Annotated in this window: 17 protein-coding genes; 7 read left to right on the top strand and 10 right to left on the bottom strand. The window is 61.0% G+C overall.

The window, feature by feature from the left end:
* Positions 1–26: 26 nt before the first annotated feature.
* Genes I6E81_RS00505 through I6E81_RS00480 form a run of 6 tightly spaced genes read right to left on the bottom strand, consistent with a single transcriptional unit; the run spans position 27 to position 6,311 of the window.
* On the bottom strand, positions 27–1,139 hold the full coding sequence (locus I6E81_RS00505) for an alanine racemase (RefSeq protein ID WP_197105481.1): 1,113 nt from the start codon (positions 1,137–1,139) through the stop codon (positions 27–29).
* Positions 1,136–2,356, bottom strand: coding sequence for a hypothetical protein (locus I6E81_RS00500; RefSeq protein WP_197105480.1), 1,221 nt, complete (start codon positions 2,354–2,356; stop codon positions 1,136–1,138). Before I6E81_RS00500 ends, I6E81_RS00505 begins: the two co-directional genes overlap by 4 nt.
* The gene (locus I6E81_RS00495) at positions 2,349–3,293 is read right to left on the bottom strand and encodes a Gfo/Idh/MocA family protein (RefSeq protein WP_197105479.1); all 945 of its coding nucleotides are present in this window, start codon (positions 3,291–3,293) and stop codon (positions 2,349–2,351) included. The genes I6E81_RS00500 and I6E81_RS00495 overlap by 8 nt, the downstream gene beginning before the upstream one ends.
* Entirely contained in the window at positions 3,290–4,597 is a 1,308-nt protein-coding gene (locus I6E81_RS00490) for an aspartate aminotransferase family protein (protein WP_197105478.1), read from the bottom strand. Before I6E81_RS00490 ends, I6E81_RS00495 begins: the two co-directional genes overlap by 4 nt.
* Positions 4,598–4,642: 45 nt before the next feature.
* Positions 4,643–5,497 (bottom strand): amidohydrolase family protein, encoded by an 855-nt coding sequence (locus I6E81_RS00485; RefSeq protein ID WP_197105477.1) that lies wholly within the window; start codon positions 5,495–5,497, stop codon positions 4,643–4,645.
* Positions 5,487–6,311: an IclR family transcriptional regulator gene (locus tag I6E81_RS00480; RefSeq protein ID WP_197105476.1), complete on the bottom strand. Its 825-nt coding sequence runs from the start codon at positions 6,309–6,311 to the stop codon at positions 5,487–5,489. The genes I6E81_RS00485 and I6E81_RS00480 overlap by 11 nt, the downstream gene beginning before the upstream one ends.
* Positions 6,312–6,521: 210 nt before the next feature.
* On the opposite strand from I6E81_RS00480, the gene I6E81_RS00475 reads away from it, so the two are divergent.
* Complete coding sequence (locus I6E81_RS00475) at positions 6,522–7,622, top strand: NYN domain-containing protein (RefSeq protein ID WP_197107100.1); 1,101 nt, start codon at positions 6,522–6,524, stop codon at positions 7,620–7,622.
* Between the two features lie 217 nt (positions 7,623–7,839).
* Here the strand turns inward: I6E81_RS00475 and I6E81_RS00470 are convergent, their stop codons facing one another.
* On the bottom strand, positions 7,840–8,889 hold the full coding sequence (locus I6E81_RS00470; protein WP_197105475.1) for an MsnO8 family LLM class oxidoreductase: 1,050 nt from the start codon (positions 8,887–8,889) through the stop codon (positions 7,840–7,842).
* Between the two features lie 102 nt (positions 8,890–8,991).
* On the opposite strand from I6E81_RS00470, the gene I6E81_RS00465 reads away from it, so the two are divergent.
* From I6E81_RS00465 to I6E81_RS00450, 4 genes are all read left to right on the top strand, one after another.
* Positions 8,992–9,615, top strand: a complete 624-nt coding sequence (locus I6E81_RS00465; protein WP_197105474.1) for a MerR family transcriptional regulator — start codon at positions 8,992–8,994, stop codon at positions 9,613–9,615.
* 79 nt (positions 9,616–9,694) lie between these two features.
* Entirely contained in the window at positions 9,695–10,645 is a 951-nt protein-coding gene (locus I6E81_RS00460; RefSeq protein ID WP_197105473.1) for a hypothetical protein, read from the top strand.
* A 43-nt stretch (positions 10,646–10,688) separates the two neighbouring features.
* On the top strand, positions 10,689–11,516 hold the full coding sequence (locus tag I6E81_RS00455) for an alpha/beta hydrolase (protein WP_197105472.1): 828 nt from the start codon (positions 10,689–10,691) through the stop codon (positions 11,514–11,516).
* Positions 11,509–12,768: a cation:proton antiporter gene (locus I6E81_RS00450; protein WP_231603828.1), complete on the top strand. Its 1,260-nt coding sequence runs from the start codon at positions 11,509–11,511 to the stop codon at positions 12,766–12,768. Before I6E81_RS00455 ends, I6E81_RS00450 begins: the two co-directional genes overlap by 8 nt.
* Positions 12,769–12,806: 38 nt before the next feature.
* On the opposite strand, the gene I6E81_RS00445 is transcribed toward I6E81_RS00450, so the two are convergent.
* A complete protein-coding gene (locus tag I6E81_RS00445; RefSeq protein ID WP_197105471.1) occupies positions 12,807–13,319 on the bottom strand; it encodes a hypothetical protein in 513 nt (170 codons plus the stop codon).
* A gap of 250 nt (positions 13,320–13,569) precedes the next feature.
* On the opposite strand from I6E81_RS00445, the gene I6E81_RS00440 reads away from it, so the two are divergent.
* Positions 13,570–14,622 carry an NAD(P)-dependent alcohol dehydrogenase gene (locus tag I6E81_RS00440; RefSeq protein ID WP_197105470.1) on the top strand — a complete coding sequence of 351 codons (1,053 nt, stop codon included), beginning with the start codon at positions 13,570–13,572 and terminating at the stop codon, positions 14,620–14,622.
* 45 nt (positions 14,623–14,667) lie between these two features.
* Here the strand turns inward: I6E81_RS00440 and I6E81_RS00435 are convergent, their stop codons facing one another.
* Complete coding sequence (locus I6E81_RS00435; protein WP_197107098.1) at positions 14,668–17,037, bottom strand: phosphoketolase; 2,370 nt, start codon at positions 17,035–17,037, stop codon at positions 14,668–14,670.
* Positions 17,038–17,272: 235 nt separating this feature from the next.
* Here I6E81_RS00435 and I6E81_RS00430 point away from each other — a divergent pair, with 235 nt between their 5' ends.
* A complete protein-coding gene (locus I6E81_RS00430) occupies positions 17,273–17,968 on the top strand; it encodes a DUF1294 domain-containing protein (protein ID WP_197105469.1) in 696 nt (231 codons plus the stop codon).
* A 10-nt stretch (positions 17,969–17,978) separates the two neighbouring features.
* Here the strand turns inward: I6E81_RS00430 and I6E81_RS00425 are convergent, their stop codons facing one another.
* The gene (locus I6E81_RS00425) at positions 17,979–18,269 is read right to left on the bottom strand and encodes a metal-sensitive transcriptional regulator (RefSeq protein ID WP_197105468.1); all 291 of its coding nucleotides are present in this window, start codon (positions 18,267–18,269) and stop codon (positions 17,979–17,981) included.
* Between the last annotated feature and the right edge of the window lie 205 nt (positions 18,270–18,474).

The raw sequence follows: 18,474 nt of genomic DNA, 5'->3' as shown, positions 1-18,474 counted from the left end.
GGTGTTACTAGTGACCCGCGGGCTGGTTAGTGCCTACCGACGGGATTCCAGATGTCGACGACTTCGTTGCCGTCGACCACGTGTACGCGACTGAACATGTTCACGACGCCACACGCATGATTAGGGATGATTCGAACTCGGCTTCCGAAGCCGAGTTCGTCGATGCCGGCTCCGTTGAGGATGCCGTGCTCTTCGTACGCACGCTCGAAAACGATGTTGTCGGCGAGAGCTCCTTCGGGAGCCGTCACGAGCCCCAGGGTGTCGCCGCGGTTAGAGCGGTCGGAGCTCATCGCCTTGATGCCCGCATCAATAACGCGACGATCGGCAGCGGGAACGCTCACCACGGTGCTGAGCACGGTAAGGGCGCACTGTGCGCTCAATGCCGATCCGAGTCGGAATTGGTTGGCATCGAAGAAGACGTAGGTTCCGGCGCGGGCTTCGGTGACACCAGATACGCGCGGTGCAGATTCCCAGCCGGGCGTCGAGCCGACTGAGACCACCGAGATGGTGTGACCGGATGCTCGCAGCTGTTCCGCTACGGCGACCAACGACGAGGCGGCGCCCGTTCCAGCCGCGACGATCTCATCGCGAGAGCCCTTGAGGCTCGCAAGCTGACCTTCGTGCATATAGACGCCATCGAGCAGGATGCCCGGCAAGGCGGCAATTTCAGCCGCGACGTCTTCCGCTGCGGCAGCCAGCACTCCCGTACGAGCGAGGCCAGTGTCGATCTCCAGAATGACCGGGATCGTAGAGTCAGCCGCCACTGCAGCCTGGGACAACACTGCAGCGAGTTCGACCGAGTCAATTCCGACCGCTAGGCGCGCGGTGTGGTTGGCCTCGGCGGCAAAGCGAGCCTTCTGAGCAGAAGCCGGAGCATTCGCCCAGAAGACGTCGTCGATTCCCGCCGCGAGCAAGGCCTCGGCCTCCGCCATTGTCGCGCAGGTGAATCCAACAGCGCCGGCCTGCAACTGCAGTCGAGCGACTTCAATCATTTTCGAGGTCTTGAAGTGAGGACGAAGAGCAACCTCCGCCTTCACCGCGAACTCCGCCATCATGCTGATGTTGCGCATCATCTGCGCGCGATCGATCAGCAAGGCCGGGGTCTCCACAGAATCGAACAGGGTGGGGCTGAAGGTCATGATCCGCTCCTCATCATGTCGGCGGCATCCCGAATCCACGAGAGTGTCGGTGCGGTTGCTGTGCCGTAGTTGTAGAGGGCGAGCTTGCTCACTCCCGAACCGCGGATGGCATCCACTTTCGACAGAAAGCTGTCTTTCGTCGGGTGGAAGCTAGTCCAGAGAGTGATCGCGGAGGCCAGGGACTCTGCTCCACGATCGGAGAGCGCGGCCGCGGCGAGAGTGTGGTCGAGTTCACGAGCAACCTCGCCAGCGGTCGGATAGTAGCTTTCGAGAACGAACGAGTCGGCGACAGCAACACTTGCTGCGACATCCACGCCCTCCATCCAGTTGCTGAAGGCGGGTCGGCCCCAGACGGCTGCGCTGAGGTCGAGCACTGCGCCCTTGGAGCGAATCTCGCGGGCAACACGGCCAGCGAGCTCGGTGACCACGTCGTTTCGCATGCGGGTGTACGCCGCAAGGTCGGGCCACATCATGTGGAGCGATGCAATCTCGGCGCCATCGTCGGCATCGCGACCCGCAGGCGCTTCGGCGTTCCAGGTGCGGTGAAGCTCCTGCGAGACTCGAAGGCGAAGAGCGCCGACGTCGACTCCGCGGGCCGTTCCCTGCTCGCGGCAGTGGCTGCAGAAGCACAGTGATAGTAAATACCGCGTGGTCGGGTCGAGGCGGGCGCCCCAGAGTTCGTGCGGGTGACCGTGGTTGTAGAGCAGGTACGAGAGGCTTTCGACCAACACGCGGTCGAACAGGCCAGAGCCAGCAATCTCGCCCACAAGCTCCACCGCGTACTGCTGTGCAGCCGGATTGGCCGGGCACAGTCCATGAGTGAAAGCGTCGCCGAAGCAGTTCTTGATGGCTGCTTCAGGGTGCTCAGTTGCCATCGTGGTGTTGTGGAAAGCGATGCCCCATCCGCTGAGAGCGACGCCGGCAACATCCGCAGCGCGCTTGAGCGAGGGATAAAGATCCGGATGCTCGGTCGCGATGGAGGAGGGCGGAACGGCCAAGCCGCTGAAGTTGTTGAAGCCGAGGGGCAAGTGACTCGTATTCGCTTCCGCCACCGTCGAGACACGGTCGAATCGGCGAGGAGAAATGACTTCGGCCGAGTGATACGCCGTGGCGATGACGAGGCGGTCAACACCGAGTTCGGCAACCGTCTCGACGACACGTTCGGGACCGTCAGCGATGACGTCCCAGGGGTAGATGAGAAGTGATACTTCAGACAACGGGAACCTCCTGATAAATCTGTTCGATCAAACCGAGAGTGGGTTCGAGATCGTCGAGCCCGAAACCCTCTTCTTCGTCGCGGAAGCTTGTCCACTGGCTAATGAACGGCGCCCGGTCGATGTTTATCGAAGGTCCGCTGCGCTCGATGCCGATAGCCGAGATCGACCACGAGCCATCCATATAAATGCGGGCCGTTCCTCTGGTGCCCATCACGATGAGCCCTGTACCGATGGGATCGAACGGCACCCACGACATATCAATGGTTGCAATCGTCGAGGCTCCGGCCCGCGCGACAACACTCGCGTGGTCTTCAGTCTCGTGAGCGGGGTTGACGCGCACGAGAGCTGCGGTTTGGAACTGCAACTCCTCACCGAGGATTGCGCGAGCACGGTCGAAGGCATGCACGCCATTCGTCACGAGCACTCCCCCGCCGCTGACAGCGGAGTTGAAGTACCACCCGGGAAGGCTGTCCTCTTCGAGATGAAACTGCATCCGGTCGCTGTAAGTCAGAATCTCGCCGAGTTCTCCGTCAGCGACGGCACTAACCACAGCTTTAACGCCAGCCCAGTGGCGGGTGGACATTCCGACGAAAAGTCGCCCACCTTTACTGAGAGCGTCACGCAGCGGTGCAGGATCTTGCCCAGGAACACGATGGGGTTTTTCCACGAGAACGTCGAGCCCCGCCGCAACCAGCTCTGTCGATTGCACGAGGTGCCCGGCAGAGGGAGTAGCGATGATCGCGCTATCGAGGTCGTGCTCCTGAGCAAGCGCCTCCTGCACGGAGGTATAGGTACTAGCGCCAGAGTCTATGACGCTAGCTCGCGCCAGGTCCGTGTCGACGACAGCAGCAATCTGGTCACCGACAGCACGAACTGCAACGGCCTGACGGTGACCCATCACCCCCGCACCAACGACAAGGACCCGGCGCGCACTCATGCGAAAATTCCTTCGCTCTTCATTTCCTGCAGTACGTCGCGAGCGGCCTCAAGAGTGAGGTCGATGTCTGCTTCGGTGTGCGCGAGCGAAATGTGGTTGCGCTTGAGCGTCATGGGGTACATAACGAAACCGCGGTCGGTCATCCGACGGTGGAATGTGGCGTAGGCAACGTCGTTGTTCTCCAGAAGGTCGTTGTAGCTCTTGGGCTCACGGTCCATGAAGTAGCAGATGAAGACGCTGCCGAGGCCGGTCACGTGGGCCGCAATGCCGAGTTCGGTGGTGATGTCGCGAAGCCCATCCCGCATCCGAGCACCGAGGCGCCCGGTGTACTCGTGCATTCCCACTTCAGGATCACTGGCGACCGTCATGGTGGCAATTGCTGCAGCCATCGAGACGGGGCCGCCGTTGAAGGTACCGGCGAGCATCACGCCACCACCCGCTGACGAGAAGTTGTCCATAAGATCAGCGCGACCGCCGAGTCCCGCTACGGCGAAACCGTTCCCCATCGACTTGCCATAGCTGGTGAGGTCGGGGGTGATTCCGCAGATCTCTTGGTAGCCACCGGGAGCGTGACGGAAGCCAGTGATGACCTCGTCAAAGATCAGGATGCTTCCCTCAGCCTGGGTGATTTCACGCAAGCCTTCCAAGAAGGACTGGTCCGGAAGCAGGGCTCCAACGTTGTGAGGCACGGGTTCGAGGATGATCGCTGCGATCTGATCCGGGTAGCGCTCGTATAGCGCGCGAACCGAATCGAGGTCGTTGAAGTCAGCGACGAGCGTGGAACCGAGTGCGTCTTCGAGGATTCCGGTGGAGAGCGGGTCGACAGTTCCGATGCGGTCGGCGGGCGACGCGACGTTGCGAGCAACGGCATCTCCCCAGCCGTGGAAGCAGCCTTGGAACTTGAGAAGGTACTTGCGGCCGGTGACGCCACGAGCAAGTCGAACAGCTTGCATCGTGGCTTCGGTGCCACTCATTGTCGTGACGGATTTCTCAACCGAAGGGATGAGTTTCGCCACCATGCGAGCAACCTCGACTTCGAGTTCGCTCACGCCCAGCCCTACGAGGTCAAGGCCGTTCAAGCTCTGCGTAACTGCGGCTGTTACACGTTCGTCAGAGTGCCCCAACAAAATGGCACCGAACGCTGCGTGGTAGTCCACATAGCGGCGACCGTCATAGTCCGTCAGGTAAGCGCCCTGAGAATCGCGGAAGGCATACGGCGCACCAAAGTTCCGAGTTGCCGAATTCACTCCTCCGGGAATAAATTCTTTGGCTTCGCTGATCAGCGCAGCGGCTGTCCTAGGCACGGTATCTTGCTCCTTTTTAATCGATTGGGTATTCATCGCGGCGGGCTATCTGGCGAGCCGTGGGTCAGGGATCTCGAGAATCGAAAGAGCATCCTGGTGAAGGATCGACTCAACGGTTTCTTCGAGAACGTGGGGCAGGTTGCCCGCACGGAAGTCGGCAAGAGAACGGAAGCGCGCGATGGCGTCGGCCGGCTCCCATAGCGGGTAGTCGCTGCCGAAGAACAACTTGTTGACGACGCCCCACTCTTGAGCCATGACAAGAGCCATGAAGCCGTCCATGGGGCGGTGCCAGCTAGCTGACACGTCGGCAAACACGTTGGCGTGCTTGCGCAGAACGACAATGGCGTCGCGCTGCCACGGGTGACCCATATGCGCCATGATCTGCTTGAGATCCGGATGCCGGCGAGCGACTTCTTCGACAACGAGCGGTTGGCTGAGCGAGAGTCGGCCCTGCGCACTCGGTGTGGCTCCCATGTGCCAGAGGATGGTCATCCGGCGTTCGGAGCAGAGTCGGTAGAACTCATCGAACGCGGGGTCAAGCGGATCGAAGAGCGAGAGAACCGGGTAGAGCTTGACGCCCTTGAAGCCGAGTTCATACGCCTCATCGAGCTGGTCACGCCAGTCGGCGTCTAGCGGATCGAGCGCAGTGAAGGCGACCGTCGGCGTTGACAGCTGGGCGCAGTAGTCCGCGACGAAGCGGTTTGGAGTGTGCACGCCAGCACGGGTAGCGGCGAGGCCGAAGACGATCGCGACGTCGACGCCGGCCTTCTTCATCGCGGCGTCGTACATTTCCGGCGAGATGCGCGGGTACGGTTCGCCGTACGCAGGTTCCCAGTTCTTCTTGTGCTCGTCGCCCCAGTGTTCGGGCTGGTGGTTGTGGGTGTGGACATCAACGATCATGGTTATCTCCTTTTCGCTGGCCGCCGCGCTCAGCACGGAACGCGGCAACAAATCGTGGGTCGGCGGCAAGTTCGGCCGCCACATCGTGAACGCGCTGGGATAGCGATTCGCGCAACTCCGGCGCTAGCTCGCCGGCTGGCCCAGACACACTGATCGCGACAGGAACGTCGAGCCCCAGCGGGATAGGAACCGCGAGGCAAATAACGCCGAGGTCGCGCTCTTGGTCATCAAGGCTGTAGCCGCGTTCGCGAATGGTGGCGAGGTTCGCATCCATCTGCTCGCGATTCACGATCGTGTACTCGGTGAAGCGCGCATAGGGCTCTTCGGGGAGGTGCTGGCTGATCTGATCTTCTTGGATCTCTGAGAGCAGCATCTTGCCGATGCCGGTGCAGTAGGTGTAGTCAAGTGAGCCGTCACGAGAGCGGAAGCGCAACGGACGGTCTGGTTCTTGCACGCACAGGTGCAGAGCCCAACGACCTTCAAGAACACCGAGGTTGGCGGTGAGACCTGTCGCATGAGCGAGAGTCTTCAAGTACGGCGCGGCGACGTCGGCCGTGTTGGCGACTCGACGGTACGACTCGGAGATATCGAGCACTGCATGCCCCAGCGCGTACACCGGGGGGTCACCCTCGCGGTAGACAAAAGCTTCTTGCTCGAGCACCGAGAGCAACCGGATGAGGGTCGACTTGGGGAGTTCGAGCTCGACCGATAATTCAGCGAGGCTGAGCGCTTTCTCCTGCGCGCCGAGCACCTTGAGCACTTTGAGGGCCTTGACTAGCCCCTGTGAATGATACGACGTGGCACTGCGTTCCATGTGAAGGACTCTAACCAGCGCACTGCCAAAAGTGAAGCACATGGAATGTTAATTCCATGTTGCGCGATGTGGAACCCAGCGGAGCCTGCGGAGTCGAGAAAATGTCGCCAGGGTCGCTCCCCAGTGATTGCCCCGAATGCGGGGATTGTCTTGAGAGAGCCTCACCAGAAGACTGAGAAGAACTTTTTTTCTCGAGGAGACCAATTGGCTATGCCCAGCGACGGCCGTGTTGCCGTGTACATCGATTTCGACAACATCGTTATCTCGCGCTACAACCAAATACATGGCAACGGGCAGTTCTCCAAAGACAAAGCTCGAACTCATAACTCGGCTCGCACAACGCCGAGTGCTGTCGGCGTCAGGCTGCTCGAGGCCGAAGTGGATGTCGAGGCGATCCTCGACTACGCCTCCTCCTTCGGAACAGTTGCCTTCAGCCGCGCCTATGCCGACTGGTCTGTGCCGGTGAACGCCAGCTACCATAAGCAACTTGTCAATCGTGCCGTGGTTCTGGTTCAGCTCTTCCCCCTCACTGCCTTAATGAAAAATGGCGCCGACATCCGACTCGCCGTGGATGCCATGGAAGACATGTTTAGACTCCCTGACATCACACACGTCGTGATTGTGGCTGGTGACTCTGACTATGTGGCACTTGCCCAACGCGCGAAAACGCTCGGGCGCTTTGTCGTCGGAGTGGGAGTTGCCGGAGGAATAAGTGACGCTCTCACCTCATCGTGCGACAAGTTCGCAGACTACGACTCGCTGCCAGGCGTGCAGTACAAGACGCCGCCCACGCAGCCAGACCCCGGTGTGAGCGCCCAAGCGACCTCGTCAGCCCGGGCACCACAAGAGTTGACGCCCGCCGCGCCCTCCGTGAAGAAAGTCGTCAACGTCGCGAAGAAAGCCGCAGTTACGAAAGTCGTCAAGACCGCCCCCGCACAAAAGAGCGCCTCAAGCACCAATAAACCTGCGACAAAAGCCTCCCTGCCTAAGGCAGCGCCGACAAAGCAGGCGGCTACCGCCTCTCAGCCAACAAGTACTTCAACCGCCGTCACTCCAGCCATCGGAATGCGGCCCTTCAAAATGCTCGTGCGGGCCATGCGACTTGTTCAGCAAAAGGAGGACTCCGAGTGGCTCAACAGCTCGGCGGTTAAAAACCAAATGCTGAGAATCGACCCATCTTTCAACGAGGCCGCGTTGAATTTCAAAACTTTCCGAAAATTTGTGGACTCACACAGCTCGAACGTCGAGGTGCGAGACCGAGAAGGAGCGCAAGAGCTGCGACTGCGCGCGAACGCGACTCAACCCAAGTAGCACTCGGAGGCACACCCACTGCAGGATGCGACGCGCGGTCGCGAAAAGCGAGCCATCAGCTTAGCGAGTGCGATCACGAGCACGCACGCTGAGAGCACGATGGTCACGAGACCACGACTTTGCGTACAGCTCCACCGTCGGGTCCGCGAACGAGTGCTGCAGTCGACGCTGCGCCCCCACCGGAGTGGCGTTCAGCGGGCACGTCCACCCGCAGGACTCAGTTGAGCAACCGCTCCGCAAGCAGTTCGAGAGCGCGCACGCGCACAGGCGAGGTGTTCGCCGCGTCCGCATTGTGAGCCGACAACCCAGGCACGACCATTACTTCGTCTACGCCGAAGCGGGTCGCGAGCGAGCGAATGCGTTGCGCTGCAGCCACGGGTTCGTCGATGACCCACCGTTCGGCCATGTCATCCACCATCTGTTGCTGCGGCGCAGCGAGTTCGGTGGCGGCGGCCTCTTCGATTGTCGAGAGCGGGCCGAGCGGCATGCCGCTGAGCAGGCGCGCCATTTGCTGAAGTTGGGGCAGGGCTGCGGCACGCGCATCCGCCGCCGTTTCGGCGACAGCCACGTTCAAAGTGAGGAACGTCTTGGGGGCCTTCAGCAAGTCTGACGGCACAAAGTTGTCGCGGTAGAGGCCAAGAATGCGCGCGGTTCCTTCGCCCGAGAAGTGGTGGGCAAAAACGTACGGCATGCCCTGAGCTGCGGCCAGCCGGGCCGAGTAGTCGCTGGAGCCGAGCAACCAAAGATCCGCAACGGATGCCGCGTTCGGCGTTGCCGTGAGTTCGTAGCTGCGTCCTTGCTGCAGTTGCAACGTGGCGCCCTCGGGATTCATGAGGCTGCGGATATCGGCCACGTTGCGCGGGAACGCGTCGACGTCGCTAGTGGTGCCGGTCATCCGCAAGTAAGAAGTGATTACGGGGTCGCTGCCGGGAGCGCGACCAATACCGAGGTCGATACGACCAGGGAATGCCGCTTCAAGAATCGCGAACTGCTCCGCGACGACGAGGGGCGCGTGGTTGGGAAGCATGACTCCGCCAGAACCGACACGAATGCGCTTCGTTTGGGCCGCAAGAATGCCAATCAATACTGCAGGGTTCGTGGACGCCACGGCCTTCATATTGTGATGCTCGGCGACCCAGTACCGCGAGAAACCGAGGTCGTCGGCGCGCTGCGCGAGCGCGGTTGTCGCCGCCAGCGCGTCGGCCGAAGTCTGGTTGCTGCGAACAGGAATGAGATCAAGAACAGAAAGGCGAAGTGGTGTAGTCATCACTAGTATTCAACGCTCCCTAGGCGCGGATATTCCTGAGTGTGGCTGTGAGATTCGGTCCGTCGCCCCCATGACCCCCGAACAGATAGCTATGGTGTCCAAATGAAGATTTCGGAGTTGAGCCAGCAGACCGGGGCTTCCGTGGCCACGATCAAGTACTACCTGCGCGAAGGCTTGCTGCCCGCGGGCGAGCGCTCGGCACCGAACCAGGCGACCTACGACGAAACTCATGTGCGCCGCATCCACATGATTCGTGCATTGACGGATGTGGGCGGGCTGTCTGTCTCCGATGCAAAACGAGTCACGAATGCAATCGACGGCGAGCTGCCCCTCACCCGCGCGTTTGAGATCGCCCAGAGCACCGTGTCGGAACACGTGCAGACCGAGTCGCTGGATGCAGACGCCCTGGCCGCCGTGGATGAGGCCGTCGCCGGCTGGGCATGCGGCCCTGACGACCCAGGACGTTTAGCTGCAGCGCGCGTGGTGACGACTTTGCGCCAAGCCGGCCAGGGCGCTGAGGCGCCCTGGCTCAAGGCCTATGCGCAGGCGGCCGAGTTGGTGGCTGAGGCGGACCTCGACCTTGTGGACACGCGCAGTGACCTTGCGTCACAGGCAGAAACAGTGGTGGTGGGCACCGTTCTTGGCGACACACTTTTTGCGGCGCTGCGTCGGAGCGCGCAAGCGGCGGCGACCATTCGTCGCTACGGAGACCCCGGTCGGTCGTAACGCCGACCAATTGCAGGGAAAAGGTACTTACGGATAGTGAAACTATCCGATAGTGTTGCTATCGACTTGAGGAGCAACCATGACCGCCACGCCCATCGCACCGTTCGGACTCAACCGCGCACTACTCCACGCACCGTTGCTGTGGCTCGCCATTCTGATGGCCATAGCGAGCATCCTGGCCGCGATCGGACTCGTTGTAGATCCGCGCCTTGTCACCGGTGCTCCCCTGTGGGCTAAACCCCTCAAGTTTTCCCTGTCGATCGGCCTGTACGCACTGACCTTGGCGTGGCTACTCGGAATGCTGCAACGACACATACGACTGACTTGGTGGCTCGGCACAATCACCGCCGTCTTTTTGGCAGTTGAAATGGTCGTCATCGGCGGCGCCGCTGCACTCGGCACCACGAGTCACTTCAACGTAAGCACCCCGCTCACGACGACACTCTGGTCGGTGATGGCAGTGTCGGTCGTGATCGTCTGGAGTGCCGCTATTTTCGTGGCGATCTTGCTGTGGCGTCAGCAGCTTTCGGACCGTGCTCGCGCCCTTGCTATCAGGGCTGGCCTCGTCATTGGCGTGGTCGGCATGGGATTGGCCTTCTTCATGACGTCGCCCAATGCTGAACAACTCAGCGATTTTCAGGGCATCGCCGGTGCACACACGGTTGGTCTCCCCGACGGTGGCGAGGGGTTGCCCCTTCTTGGCTGGAGCACCGTCGCCGGCGATCTCCGCGTTCCGCATTTCATTGGGATGCACGCCCTGCAGCTTCTCCCCCTCAGCGCACTCTTCTTAGAGCTCCTCGGACGCCGCTTCGGCGCGCTCCGCAACGAGGCCGTGCGACTCCGCATTGTGGCGATCCTCACGGTTCTCTATGGCGCGATTACCGTGGTCCTCACCGCGCAAGCGCTCAGCGGGCAATCGATCATGCAACCGGATGGCGTCGTGATCGCGGTCACCAGCGTGTTGTTGGCGAGCGCTGCTACCGCAATCGCATTCTCGCTGAAAGCGCAGCATCCGGTCGCCGCGCACTAGTCCGCCTGCGCGGCGCTGGCCCCTCACTCCCTAGACTGGGGCGATGCACGCTGCTGATTCGCCGCCATCCGATCCGACTTCGCCCATTGCGTCAGCGGAGCCGACGTCGACGGATGACACTCGAGAGCCGAAACGAACGCGGCGCCTCACCCGCACCATCTTTATTTCACTCGCTGCAATCGTTGTGCTGCTCGTGGCCGGAATGCTCGTGTGGGCGAACGTGGGGGTGATGCAGGCAGAGCCGGACGCACTGGAGAGCGTGCGCACGAACCCGGCCGTGCACATCACCGAAAATCAAAACTCCTTCATCCTCACTCCCACCGGTGACGCTTCAGGCGAAGGTCTCGTGTTCATCCCGGGAGCAAAGGTCAGCGCGGATGCCTACCTCTACAAGCTCTCTGGAGCGGTGGCCGAATCAGGGCTCACGGTTGTCGTGACGAAGCCCATCCTGAATCTCGCATTTTTCGACCAACGGTCACTTGACACTTTTACGGCGGCGGCGCCCGACGTCGATGAGTGGATAGTCGGCGGACATTCGCTCGGCGGCGTTCGAGCATGCCAATACGCCGAACAGCCCGACGTGAGCGGCCTCATTCTCTTCGGAAGTTACTGCGCCAACGACCTTTCCGAGGTTGACGCTCGCGTTCTGAGCATCAGCGGAAGCAATGACCTCCTGAGCACGCCCGAGAAAATCATGGATGCGGCCGACCTGCTGCCGACATCCACCACCTTCTTTCCCATCGACGGTGCCAACCACGCCAGCTTCGGTGACTACGGAGTGCAGGCCGGAGACGGTATCGCGACGCTCGATACGTCCGTAGTGCGCGACGTGATCGCCGCTGAAGTGAACAGTTTTGTGACCAATGGATAGCACCGAAGAAGCTATGGAATTAGCGAACTGGGGTCTCGTGCTGATCCCAATTCTGGCGGTCATGGCACCATTGCTGGCGCGCGCGCTGTCTCCCCTAGTCCGCATCTCGATCGTTGTCTTCGAGCTTCTTCTCGGCATCCTGATTGGGCCTAGCGTTCTTGGCTGGGTTGGCGAGTCAGAGTTTGTCGAACAACTTTCTGACTTTGGCCTCGCCATGCTGTTTTTCATGGCCGGGAACGAGATCCGGCTCAGCAACATTCGTGGTCGGAATGGTCGGCGTGCGTCGCTGGGTTGGCTTATCGGCTTGGTCGCCGGAATCGCCGTTGGCTTTCTCATCGAGCCAGGCTTCGGCGCTGTAGTCATTGGCATCGCATTGTGTTCGACTGCGCTCGGAGCGATCATGCCCATCCTGCGCGATGCCGGCGAACTTCCCACTCGCTTCGGCGGCTCCGCAGTCGCACTCGGCGCTGTCGGTGAATTCGGTCCGCTGATCGCCATCTCTATTTTTCTCGGCGCTAGCTCGCTCGGAGTCTCAACTGTCGTGCTTGGCGTATTCATCCTGATTGCGATGACCCTGTTGTTCCTCGCGGCGCGCATCGAACACAACTCGCTCCACCGCCTCGTGACCGCAACCCTGCACACCTCAGGTCAGTTCGCGATCCGGCTCGTCATCTTTATCGTTGCTGCGCTTGTTGTGCTGAGCATCGTTCTCGACCTAGATATGCTCCTCGGCGCATTCGTTGCCGGATTGCTCTGGCAGGTCATGATGCGCCAAGCGCCCGAGCGCGACCGCGCGATGGTCGACTCGAAGTTGGATGCCATTGCATTCGGATTCCTTGTTCCGATCTTCTACATCAACACGGGAGTGTCTTTCGAGCTCAGCGCTCTCACCTCAGACTGGAGCGTTGCGGCGCTCGTTCCGGTCTTCCTCGTGCTGCTGCTCATTGTGCGCGGAGTGCCCTCGATGTTTGCTGCCCCGAAGGGCTCCAGCAAACGTGATCGCGCCGCCCTCGGCCTTCTCGGAGCAACAGGGCTTCCCATCATTGTCGCTGTTACCGCAATCGGCGTCGACAGCGAATACATCGACTCCGGCACCGCTGCCGCTCTGGTCGGCGCCGGCCTGCTCTCCGTGCTCATCTACCCCGTAATCGCGATGGCCTTGCGCGGAGACGCAGCGGAATTGAAGTCGAGCAGAGCCGGGGACGGCGTTGAAGATTCTCCCCACGAGCCGCACATCGTCGAAGAGGCGTAAGAACCGCCGCGACCGGCGCCGCCGAGCCGCCTCCGTGCTTACGCGAGGATCGGGATTGTGCCTGTCGCGGTGTACCCCGCGGAGTGAGGCAATGGCTCGCCAAGAACATCCGACGTGTCGTGCGCGATAACGGCCGCTTCGGCAGGAGTCTCGACGTGGGCGTGAATGATCGGAATGGACTCGGTGAGCGCCACCAGGCCGTCGCTGATCGTGACGAGCGGATCGGCATCCGTGCTGGAGAAAATCGGGAACGAACGCCCCTCATCGGGCAAGCGGCGACCACGGCGAATGACCACAATCGTGGCGGCGGCAAGCGGGATGGCGACAGCGCTGGGAGCAGCAACCCAGAACGACGAGCTCATGAGCCCGTAAGCGCCCCACACGCTGTAGCCGAAGACCAACAACCACTGGGTCGTTTCGGAAATACCGGCAAGACGCACCGCGTCGTTGCGGCTCTGCCACGTGATGCGTGCCTGAGGAACCCACATGAGGAACGAGAAAACGGTGCCCGCGAATCCGAGTGCGTTAATAGCGATTTCGGTGATGTTCATACCGGTTGATCTGATCTTTCTGACGGCCTAGGGAAGAACTCCCGAGTGGGCACGATTGCCGGGCATCAACGCGATGTCACGCTCATTCTAAGCACAAATTTTGTCGTGCACCAGCACCCCTTTCGCGCGATTTTCAGACAATAGTCAAGGTCGAACTAATAGGGTAGGAGGACCCAACAACCGGGGTCACATGCGCGACGCAGCGCAACGAAATGTGATCGACGCATGCCACCCCATTCAGGAGGAATTAATGCGCGCTGTCATGTTTAACCAGTGGAAGACATTTCCGACGCTCGAAGAGGTCGAGAAGCCTACCCCCGGCCCGGGTGAGGTTCTTCTCAAAGTTGCCGGCGCAGGTGCCTGCCACTCCGACGTTGCTGTCTATAGCGAGATGGATGAGACGATCGCTGGCCCGCAGCTTAAGCCAAGCTACATTCTGGGTCACGAGAACTCAGGCTGGGTTGAGGAAGTCGGCCCCGGCGTCACCGGAATCACCATCGGAGATGCTTTCCTCGTATACGGCCCCATTGGATGCGGGCACTGCCCCGCATGCTCACGCGGCCAAGACACCTATTGCCACAATCAGGCTGACATGCCCTACTTGGCGTCGGGCCTCGGACGCAACGGCGGGATGGCCGAGTACATGACAGTGCCGGCACGCAATCTGGTGCCGCTGGGCGATGCCGACCCTGTTGCCGCGGCTCCCCTCTCTGACGCAGGCCTTACCCCGTACCATGCGATCAAAAACTCACTTCCAAAGCTTCAGGGCGGGGGCAAAACAGCTCTTGTCATCGGGCTGGGCGGACTCGGCCAACTCGCCGTGCAAATCCTCACGGCCATCACCGGCGCCACCGTCATTGCGACGGACACGAAAGAAGATGCCATGGAGCGAGCCGCGAGCCGTGGCGCTATTACGGTTCCGGGAGGCGAAGACCAGGCAGCGCGCATCCGCGAAATTACCGGTGGGCGCGGAGTCGATGTTGTCTTCGACTTCGTGGGAATTTCACCCACCGTGGAACTCGCGATGAAGTCAGTTGCCGTGCAGGGTCGCGTCACGATCGTCGGAATCGCTGGAGGCACCTACGAGTGGGGATTCTTTACGGTGCCGTACGAAGCCGAACTGCTCAGCACCTATTGGGGAACCATCGAAGATCTCTACGAAGTGGTTGCGCTGTATCGCGCCGGCAAGATCACGCCCGATGTCGAGATTTTCGACATGGATCACGCACTTGACGCCTACAAGAAACTCGAATCCGGCGAACTCACCGGTCGAGCTGTGGTGGCACCGCACGCCCGAAGCTAAACACTCTCGGCTTCGGCCGCGTCGCGTTAGTCCCCTTGCGGGAGGCTAGCGCGACGCGTTCCACTTCCAATCAGCGACTTCGGGCATGTCTTCGCCGTGTTCGCGGGTGTATTGCTGCGCGTGCAGACGAGTGTCGTGCATCTCTTGCCAGAACGCAGCATGCCTCGAGGTGAGGCCCGGCACGCGCTCGAGCACGTCAATCACCAAGTGATAGCGGTCGAGGTCGTTGAGCATCACCATGTCGAACGGTGTCGTCGTCGTACCCTCGTCTTTGTACCCACGCACATGCAGATTGGAGTGCCCGGCTCGCTTATACGTGAGGCGATGGATCAGCCACGGATAACCGTGGTGCGCAAAGATCACAGGCTTGTCTGTTGTGAAGATCGCATCGTATTCGGCGTCACTGAGACCGTGCGGATGCTCCGACTCGCTGTGCAGACGCATCAAGTCGATGACGTTGACGACGCGCACCCGCAGCTCGGGGATCCGCTCGCGCAAGATTTGCGCGGCCGCCAACGTTTCTAGGGTCGGGACGTCGCCGGCGCAGGCGAGTACGACATCCGGTTCTTCACCAACGACTTCGGTGCCTGCCCAGTCGAACAGGCCGATGCCGCGCGTGCAGTGCTCGATGGCAGCCGGCATATCGAGCCAGTTGTTTTCGGGATGTTTGCCCGCGATGACGACATTGATTTTGTCGACGGAACGAAGGCAGTGGTCGTAGGTGGCGATGAGGGTGTTGGCATCACACGGCAGATAGGCGCGCACCACATCGGGCTTTTTGTTCATGACTAGGTCAAGGAAGCCGGGGTCTTGATGCGAGGCACCGTTGTGATCTTGACGCCACACGTGCGAGCTCAGCAGATAGTTGAGCGACGACACTGGTCGACGCCACGGGATCGCGTTCGCCCCCTCAAGCCATTTGGCGTGCTGGTTGAACATCGAATCGACGATGTGGATGAACGCCTCGTACGAATTGAACATGCCGTGGCGGCCGGTGAGGAGGTATCCCTCGAGCCAGCCCTGACACTGGTGTTCGCTGAGCATCTCCATTACGCGCCCCGCGCGAGCAAGATGATTGTCGGCGTCGATGGGCAGGAACTCGGCATCCCACTGTTTGTCGGTCACGTCGAAGACCGCGCTCAGTCGATTGGATGCCGTGACGTCGGCCCCAAAGATGCGGAAGTTGTCGGGGTTGTCGCGCACCACATCGCGCAGCCACTCCCCTAGCGCGCCCGTTGCCGAGCTAGTCGTTTCACCCGGATTCGGCACGTCAACGGCATAGTCCCGAAAGTCGGGCAGCCGCAACGGTGCTCGCAGGAGTCCGCCATTGGTCACCGGGTTGGCACTCATACGGCGATCGCCAGTCGGCGCGAGCGCGGTAGTTAGCGCGTTCGGTGCGCCACTCTCGTCGAAGAGTTCCTCAGGACGATACGAGGCCATCCATTCGTGAAGCTGCAGGAGGTGTTCCTCGGTATCGCGCACACTCGCGAGCGGCACCTGATGAGAACGCCAGTTGTTTTCGACAGGATGTCCGTCGACCACTTGTGGGCCCGTCCAGCCCTTAGGAGTGCGCAGAATGAGCATCGGCCAGGCCGGGCGCCCCTCGAGCGTTCCCGCCGCCGCATCCGCTTTGATCTGAGCGATGTGATCGACGATGTCATCGAGAGTCGCTGCCATGCGTTCGTGCACGGCGCGAGGGTCCTCGTCGTCAAACCCGCCCGAGACAACGTAGGGCGTATGCCCGTAGCCACGCATCAGGTCGCACAGTTCATCTTCAGGGATGCGGGCCAGCACAGTGGGGTTCGCGATCTTGTAACCGTTGAGGTGCAAGATCGGCAGCACGACACCATCACGTTCGGGGTCGATGAACTTGTTCGAGTGCCAGCTCGTCGCGAGCGGCCCGGTTTCGGCCTCGCCATCGCCGACAACTGCCGCGACAAGAAGATTCGGGTTATCGAAGGCGGCGCCGTAGGCGTGCGACAGGGCATAGCCCAGCTCGCCACCCTCATGGATGGAGCCGGGAGTTTCGGGAGCCGCGTGGCTCGGAATGCCACCCGGGAACGAAAACTGTCTGAACAGCTTGCGGATGCCATCCGCGCTCTTATCAATATCGCCGTACGTTTCGCTGTAGGTGCCGTCGAGGTACGCACTCGCGACAACAGCGGGGCCGCCGTGTCCGGGGCCAGCAACAAAGATCGTGTCGGTGTCGCGTTCCTGAATAATGCGGTTCAGGTGAGCCCACACAAAGTTCAGGCCGGGCGTTGTGCCCCAGTGACCGAGGAGTCGGGGCTTAGTGTGCTCGCGGCGGAGGGGTTCACGCAACAGAGGGTTGTCGAGCAGATAGATCTGGCCGACCGCAAGATAGTTCGCTGCTCGCCACCACGCGTCCAGTTGGTCGAGAGTGTGGGGCTGCACTTCGGCGGCACGAGGGCCACACCAAGGCTGACGGGCGACGGGTTCTTGAGCAGGCACGAGATTCTCTCTTTTCTTCACGATGATGTGGTTGAGGTCATCCGTTCGATCGCTACTCAACTCTCGTTGAGGGCGCACCGCCAGTGTAGGAGCAGACCTCAGCCCTGTGGGCCGAGTTCAGCGAGTCTGAGGGTACGCCGATACCGCGCACAGCGGCTCAGGCAGTTACCCTCAATACATGAGTTCCCGAAGCGCACGACAGCAGGGTGCGCTGGCGTCATGGAACGACGAACGTGGCTTCGGTTTTATTACCGTTGACGGCCCGAGCAGCGCCAACGGCGCGGGCAGCACTGGTCGCGGCAACCGCACCGGCGAAAGCGTCTTTGCCCACATCTCTGCCTTCCCACGCCGCGACGCCCGCCCGGCGCCCGGCGAACGGGTCAGCTTCACAGTCGAAACCACGAACGACGGCAAGACTCGAGCGCGCAACATCCGCTACCTCTCCGCTTCAGGCCGCCCCATCCGCGCCCGCAAGAGCCGCCCGGGAACAATGAGTTACGTCGTATTGGCCACCTTCGCGATCGCGATCAGCATCGTCACCGCAATCGGTGCACTCCCGTGGCTCTTCGCAGCGCTTTACCTCGTGATGAGCGTCATCACTTATGCCTCTTACGCCACCGACAAGAAGGCCGCCCAAACCAGGCAATGGCGGGTCACAGAAAGCGCTTTGCTCGGGCTCGGACTCTTCGGCGGCTGGCCCGGAGCCATCGTTGCCCAACAGCGTCTTCGCCACAAAACTCAGAAGCCAATGTTCCGCCAAGCCTTCTGGGGCACCGTGGTTCTCAACATTTTGGTGTTCGCCATTCTGACAACCGCGTTACGCGAACCTGTTATCGAACTCTTTCGCTTGATCGTGACCGCAACCGCGCCCTAGCGACCAGCCGTTACGCGAGCGAGAGAAAGAGTTTCTCGATCTCTTCTGATTGAGGCGAGCCTTCAGCATCCGGATTGATGAGGCACTCTTTCATCGCTTCGGAGATCACGAGGAACCCTGCGCGGTCGAGAGCTTTCGAGACTGCAGCCAGCTGGTGCACGACGTCGCGGCATCCGGCTCCCGTCTCGACGGTGGCGATCAGTGCGCCCAATTGCCCCTGAGCGCGACGCAAGCGATTCGCGATTTTCTTTTGCGCGTCGGGATCGGCTACCGACACTGATTCGGATGTGAAGGAATCCATAGTTGTCTCGCTTCTCTCGTGTGAGTTGACAGTTTCGATACCCCATGGGGTATAGTCTGAGCATACCCCCTAGGGTATTGCAACGGATAGCCAATCAACGAAAGCAGAGTTATGTGCAGAGCAGTCACGTGTCGCGTATGCGACAAAACAACGTGGGCCGGATGCGGAGACCACATCCAGTCCATCAAGCGCAGCGTGCCCGCAT

It is taken from the genome of Salinibacterium sp. NG22 (genome assembly GCF_015864925.1).
Classification (GTDB): Bacteria; Actinomycetota; Actinomycetes; order Actinomycetales; family Microbacteriaceae; genus Rhodoglobus.
The sequence above is the reverse complement of the archived record's forward strand: the minus strand, read 5'-3'. Positions and strand labels throughout refer to the sequence as shown.

What these genes read in the sequence shown, in the direction of transcription:
- I6E81_RS00455 (WP_197105472.1), top strand. Translation starts at nt 10,689, where the DNA reads ATGCACGCTGCTGATTCGCCGCCATCCGATCCGACTTCGCCCATTGCG.
- I6E81_RS00480 (WP_197105476.1), bottom strand. Translation starts at nt 6,311, where the DNA reads ATGGAACGCAGTGCCACGTCGTATCATTCACAGGGGCTAGTCAAGGCC.
- I6E81_RS00430 (WP_197105469.1), top strand. Translation starts at nt 17,273, where the DNA reads ATGAGTTCCCGAAGCGCACGACAGCAGGGTGCGCTGGCGTCATGGAAC.
- I6E81_RS00465 (WP_197105474.1), top strand. Translation starts at nt 8,992, where the DNA reads ATGAAGATTTCGGAGTTGAGCCAGCAGACCGGGGCTTCCGTGGCCACG.
- I6E81_RS00505 (WP_197105481.1), bottom strand. Translation starts at nt 1,139, where the DNA reads ATGACCTTCAGCCCCACCCTGTTCGATTCTGTGGAGACCCCGGCCTTG.
- I6E81_RS00470 (WP_197105475.1), bottom strand. Translation starts at nt 8,889, where the DNA reads ATGACTACACCACTTCGCCTTTCTGTTCTTGATCTCATTCCTGTTCGC.
- I6E81_RS00485 (WP_197105477.1), bottom strand. Translation starts at nt 5,497, where the DNA reads ATGATCGTTGATGTCCACACCCACAACCACCAGCCCGAACACTGGGGC.
- I6E81_RS00460 (WP_197105473.1), top strand. Translation starts at nt 9,695, where the DNA reads ATGACCGCCACGCCCATCGCACCGTTCGGACTCAACCGCGCACTACTC.
- I6E81_RS00450 (WP_231603828.1), top strand. Translation starts at nt 11,509, where the DNA reads ATGGATAGCACCGAAGAAGCTATGGAATTAGCGAACTGGGGTCTCGTG.
- I6E81_RS00445 (WP_197105471.1), bottom strand. Translation starts at nt 13,319, where the DNA reads ATGAACATCACCGAAATCGCTATTAACGCACTCGGATTCGCGGGCACC.
- I6E81_RS00425 (WP_197105468.1), bottom strand. Translation starts at nt 18,269, where the DNA reads ATGGATTCCTTCACATCCGAATCAGTGTCGGTAGCCGATCCCGACGCG.
- I6E81_RS00440 (WP_197105470.1), top strand. Translation starts at nt 13,570, where the DNA reads ATGCGCGCTGTCATGTTTAACCAGTGGAAGACATTTCCGACGCTCGAA.
- I6E81_RS00495 (WP_197105479.1), bottom strand. Translation starts at nt 3,293, where the DNA reads ATGAGTGCGCGCCGGGTCCTTGTCGTTGGTGCGGGGGTGATGGGTCAC.
- I6E81_RS00475 (WP_197107100.1), top strand. Translation starts at nt 6,522, where the DNA reads ATGCCCAGCGACGGCCGTGTTGCCGTGTACATCGATTTCGACAACATC.